The organism is Meridianimarinicoccus zhengii, from assembly GCF_003254465.1.
Taxonomy (GTDB): Bacteria; Pseudomonadota; Alphaproteobacteria; order Rhodobacterales; family Rhodobacteraceae; genus Meridianimarinicoccus; species Meridianimarinicoccus zhengii.
Genome location: NZ_QDFI01000142.1, coordinates 1 through 3866 on the forward strand (window position 1 = coordinate 1; position 3866 = coordinate 3866).

General features: G+C 69.1%; 5 protein-coding genes and 1 pseudogene. 4 read left to right on the forward strand and 2 right to left on the reverse strand.

Annotated elements, in window-relative coordinates:
• The 3 genes and pseudogenes from DDE13_RS21940 to recR all read left to right on the forward strand — a co-directional run.
• A pseudogene (locus DDE13_RS21940) lies at nt 1–621 on the forward strand (DNA polymerase III subunit gamma/tau); the annotation flags it as partial.
• Nucleotides 622–647: 26 nt separating this feature from the next.
• Nucleotides 648–992 (forward strand): YbaB/EbfC family nucleoid-associated protein, encoded by a 345-nt coding sequence (locus tag DDE13_RS21945; RefSeq protein ID WP_111406330.1) that lies wholly within the window; start codon nt 648–650, stop codon nt 990–992.
• A 16-nt stretch (nt 993–1008) separates the two neighbouring features.
• A complete protein-coding gene (gene recR / locus DDE13_RS21950) occupies nt 1009–1608 on the forward strand; it encodes a recombination mediator RecR (RefSeq protein WP_111406331.1) in 600 nt (199 codons plus the stop codon).
• 4 nt (nt 1609–1612) lie between these two features.
• On the opposite strand, the gene DDE13_RS21955 is transcribed toward recR, so the two are convergent.
• Together DDE13_RS21955 and DDE13_RS21960 are read right to left on the reverse strand one after the other, a co-directional pair.
• The gene (locus DDE13_RS21955) at nt 1613–2149 is read right to left on the reverse strand and encodes a DUF2799 domain-containing protein (RefSeq protein ID WP_111406332.1); all 537 of its coding nucleotides are present in this window, start codon (nt 2147–2149) and stop codon (nt 1613–1615) included.
• A 73-nt stretch (nt 2150–2222) separates the two neighbouring features.
• Nucleotides 2223–3017, reverse strand: a complete 795-nt coding sequence (locus DDE13_RS21960; protein WP_111406333.1) for a DUF1013 domain-containing protein — start codon at nt 3015–3017, stop codon at nt 2223–2225.
• 141 nt (nt 3018–3158) lie between these two features.
• On the opposite strand from DDE13_RS21960, the gene DDE13_RS21965 reads away from it, so the two are divergent.
• Nucleotides 3159–3803 carry a ribonuclease T2 family protein gene (locus DDE13_RS21965; protein ID WP_111406334.1) on the forward strand — a complete coding sequence of 215 codons (645 nt, stop codon included), beginning with the start codon at nt 3159–3161 and terminating at the stop codon, nt 3801–3803.
• The last annotated feature ends 63 nt before the right edge of the window (nt 3804–3866 follow it).

Sequence of the window (3866 nt, forward strand, 5' to 3'; positions counted from 1 at the left end):
CACGCGCAGACCATGGCGCCAGCGGCGGGCATGGCTGCACCGCCGCCGGACCGCTACGCCGCGCCGCAGTCTCGCACCGCGACAGGCCAAGGCGGTGGCCGCGCAACGGCGCGCCAGCCCGCTGCGCAGGGCGCGCTGGACGCCTATCCGGATTTCGACGCGGTCGTGGCGCTGATCCGCGCGCAGCGCGACGTGAAGCTGCTCGTGGACGTGGAAACCGGCCTGCATCTCGTCAGCTATACGCCCGGACGCATCGCCTTCCGCCCCGCCCATGACGCGCCCGCGGATCTTGCCCAGCGGCTCGGCGCGCGGTTGCAGGCCTGGACGGGCACCCGCTGGGCCGTCAGCGTGACAGCGGCGGAACAGGGCGCGCCCACCATCGCCGATGCCCGCGATGCCGAGGCCGACAGCCTGCGCGCGCAGGCGCGGTCCCATCCGCTGGTCTCGGCAGTGCTGGCGGCCCTTCCCGGCGCGGATGTGGATATGGTCCGCACGCCCGCAGACCTTGCCGCCGAAGCCGCGCGCGACGCGTTGCAGGCGGCACCCGAACACGACCCCGATGACCCGGACGACCCCGGCGCCGATCCCGGCGAAGGGTGGGATCCGTTCGAGGACGACTGACACACGCAGCACGAAGGAGACAGGCGATGTTCAAGGGATTGGGCGGCCTTGGCGACATGGGCAAGATGATGAAGGCCGCGCAGGACATGCAGGCCAAGATGTCCGAAATGCAGGAAGAACTGGGCCGCATCACCGTTACGGGGACAAGCGGCGCGGGGCTGGTGACGGCCACGGCGACCGCCAAGGGCGAGTTGACGGGCCTGTCCATCGACCCGTCGATCTTCAAACCCGAGGACCGGGAAATGGTGGAGGACCTGATCCTTGCCGCCATCAAGGAAGCGCAGGCGCGCGCGCAGGACCGGTCGCAGGAGGAGATGCGCAAGATGCAGGAAAGCCTCGGGCTGCCTGCCGACATGAAACTGCCGTTCTAGGCCGGGACAGGGGCGCATGACCACGGGGCCGGACCGGTCGATCGAGGATCTGATCGCGCTGATGGCGCGGCTGCCGGGGCTTGGTCCCCGGTCGGCGCGGCGCGCGGTCCTGCATCTCATGCGCAGCCGGGGGCAGCTGATGGGGCCGCTGGCCGAGGCGATGGGCGACGTGGCGCGATCCGTGCGCGACTGCGTCACCTGCGGGAACGTCACCACCGCCGACGAATGCGCCATCTGCACCGACCCGCGCCGCGCCACCGGGCTGATCTGCGTGGTGGAGGACGTGGGCGACCTGTGGGCGATGGAACGCTCGGGCGCCTTCGGCGGGCGCTATCACGTGCTGGGCGGCACGCTGTCGGCGCTCGACGATGTGGGGCCGGAGGACCTCGGCCTGCCGCGTCTGGCCGACCGCGTGGCCCGCGATGGCGTGACCGAGGTGATCCTGGCACTCAATGCCACGGTCGATGGCATGACCACGGCGCACTACATCTCCGACATGCTGGCGGGCCGGGTGACGGTCAGTTCGCTGGCGCAGGGTGTACCGGTGGGGGGCGAGCTGGATTATCTGGACGATGGCACCATCGGCGCGGCCTTCCGTGCCCGTCGCGGGATCTGACGGTTCAGACCGGCCAGCCCGCGTATCGCCGCTGACGATTTTCCAGCATGAACACCCGCCGCTCGATCCGCGACCGTTCGAAGAATAGCCGCGCGCGCTCGGCCCCCGCCTCGTCCGGAAGGGACCGGATCAGGTCATCAAGGTCGCGCAGGTCGCGGCGCTCCGCGTCGATGTCCTGCCCGATCTCGTAGTAGGCGCGGCCCCGGTCATGGGCGGGACGCATCGCCGCCAACTGATCCGGCGTGCACCATGGCGCGATGGTCCGGCCGCTTCGCCCCAGATCATACGCCTTGGCCGGTGTGCAGTAGCGCGCGAGCCCCGCCTGCCGCCCGGCCAACCAGGCCTGCACATCCGGGGCTACGCCGACCTTGGCGCAGGCTTTCTGGTGACGCTCGACATGATCCGGCGCGCGGCCTTGCGCACCATCGGCGAACCCGATCCCGCGCCAGTCGCCGGCAAGGCACTCGTCCTCCGACAGGGACGCACAGGCGGCAAGAACCGTCAGCACCGCCAGCCCCAGCACGACGCGCATGATCCCCATGGCCTGCCCTCCGACCGCGACCGCCTGCCGGAAGCCTAGCCCCAAGCCGGCGCGCCGTCAGCCCCTGCGCGGGTCAGTCACGCGGATCGCGGCCGTAACGGGGATCGTCGTCATCCTCATCGTCATCGTCGTCGTCATTCGCGCTGGTGTCATCCGGCAGGTTGAAGAAGCTGTCCGCGTCCACCTTGTCGTTGCTGGCGTCGTACTTGTTCTCGCTGAGCGTGAACGTCTCCAGCCCCGAGATCGCTGACGGGATCTTCGGCTCGGTATCCATTTCCAGCGATTGCTCGGTGGACACGAGCTTGCGGCGTTCATCGTCGGTCAGAACCACGCCTTCGCGCGCCTTCTTGGCCGCGGCCTTCTGCACGGCGGCGTCCAGTTCCGATTGGCGGCAAAGCCCCAAGGCAACCGGGTCGATGGGCGAGATGTTGGAGATGTTCCAGTGCGTGCGTTCGCGGATCGACTGGATCGTCGGCTTGGTGGTGCCCACCAGCTTGCTGATCTGGCTGTCGGCCAGCTCCGGATGGAACTTCACCAGCCACAGGATCGCCGCCGGACGGTCCTGCCGTTTGGACAGGGGCGTGTAGCGCGGGCCGCGCCGCACGTCCTCTCCCGTTGCCGCCGGGTTGTGCTTCAGCCGCATGCGGTAATTCGGGTCCTTCTCGGCACGGTCGATTTCCGACTGGTCGAGCTGGTTGTTTGCGATGGGATCGAACCCCTTCACCCCCGCGGCCACGTCGCCATCGGCGATTCCCTGCACCTCCAGTTCGTGGAAGCCGCAGAATTCGGCGATCTGTTTGAAGCTGAGCGTGGTGTTGTCCACAAGCCAGACGGCGGTCGCCTTGGCCATGATCGGCTTGCTTTGCATCTGTCTACTCCTGTTCCTGACGCGCGCGGCGGGGCAAGACTTGCCCGCGCCGGGAAATCGGCTGCGCCGGGCCGGCGCGTCTTTCCGAATGTGGGAAGATGGCGCACATATACGGTCTGACCCGCGCGGAGGAAAGAGCAAATGCAACAGGCGATCTGGGCGTTGGCGGTGGTCCTGCTGGCCGGGGCGGCCGCGGCGCAGGACCGTGCGCACCGCGCGGGCGATTTCGACTACTGGGTGCTGGCGCTGTCATGGCAGCCCAGCTGGTGCGCGCGCGAGGGCGATGCGCGCGGCGCCGACACCTGCGATGCAGGCAGCGGCGCGGGCTGGACACTGCACGGGCTTTGGCCGCAATACGCCACCGGCTGGCCGGAGTTCTGTGACACGGACCGGCGCGGGCCGTCCCGGCGCGACAACGACGCGATGGCCGACATTCAGGGATCGGGCGGGCTTGCCGCGTATCAGTGGCGCAAGCACGGCACCTGCTCGGGCCTGTCGGGGCGCGACTATCACCGATTGGCGCGCGAGGCGTACGGGCGGGTGAACCGCCCCGCCCTGCTGCGGCAACTGGAGGACCCGGTGCGCCTGCCCGCATCGGTGATCGAGGCGGCTTTCCTGGAGGCGAACCCGGACTGGACCGCCGACATGGTGACCATCACCTGCGCCGACGGGACCATTGCCGAGGCGCGGCTGTGCCTGACCCGCGACCTTTCCCCCCGTCCCTGCGGCGCGGACGTAGTTCGCGACTGCACGCTCGACCGGGCGCTGTTTCCGCCGCTGCGCTAGGCCGTGTCTGCAATCAAGGGATTCCCGTTTGGTCTCATTTCTGATTCAAGATCGAAAACGGAG

Bases quoted from the DNA above. Each gene is read 5' to 3' on its own strand.
- DDE13_RS21955 (WP_111406332.1), bottom strand. From the start codon at position 2,149: ATGGGGATCATGCGCGTCGTGCTGGGGCTGGCGGTGCTGACGGTTCTT.
- DDE13_RS21960 (WP_111406333.1), bottom strand. From the start codon at position 3,017: ATGCAAAGCAAGCCGATCATGGCCAAGGCGACCGCCGTCTGGCTTGTG.
- DDE13_RS21945 (WP_111406330.1), top strand. From the start codon at position 648: ATGTTCAAGGGATTGGGCGGCCTTGGCGACATGGGCAAGATGATGAAG.
- recR (WP_111406331.1), top strand. From the start codon at position 1,009: ATGACCACGGGGCCGGACCGGTCGATCGAGGATCTGATCGCGCTGATG.
- DDE13_RS21965 (WP_111406334.1), top strand. From the start codon at position 3,159: ATGCAACAGGCGATCTGGGCGTTGGCGGTGGTCCTGCTGGCCGGGGCG.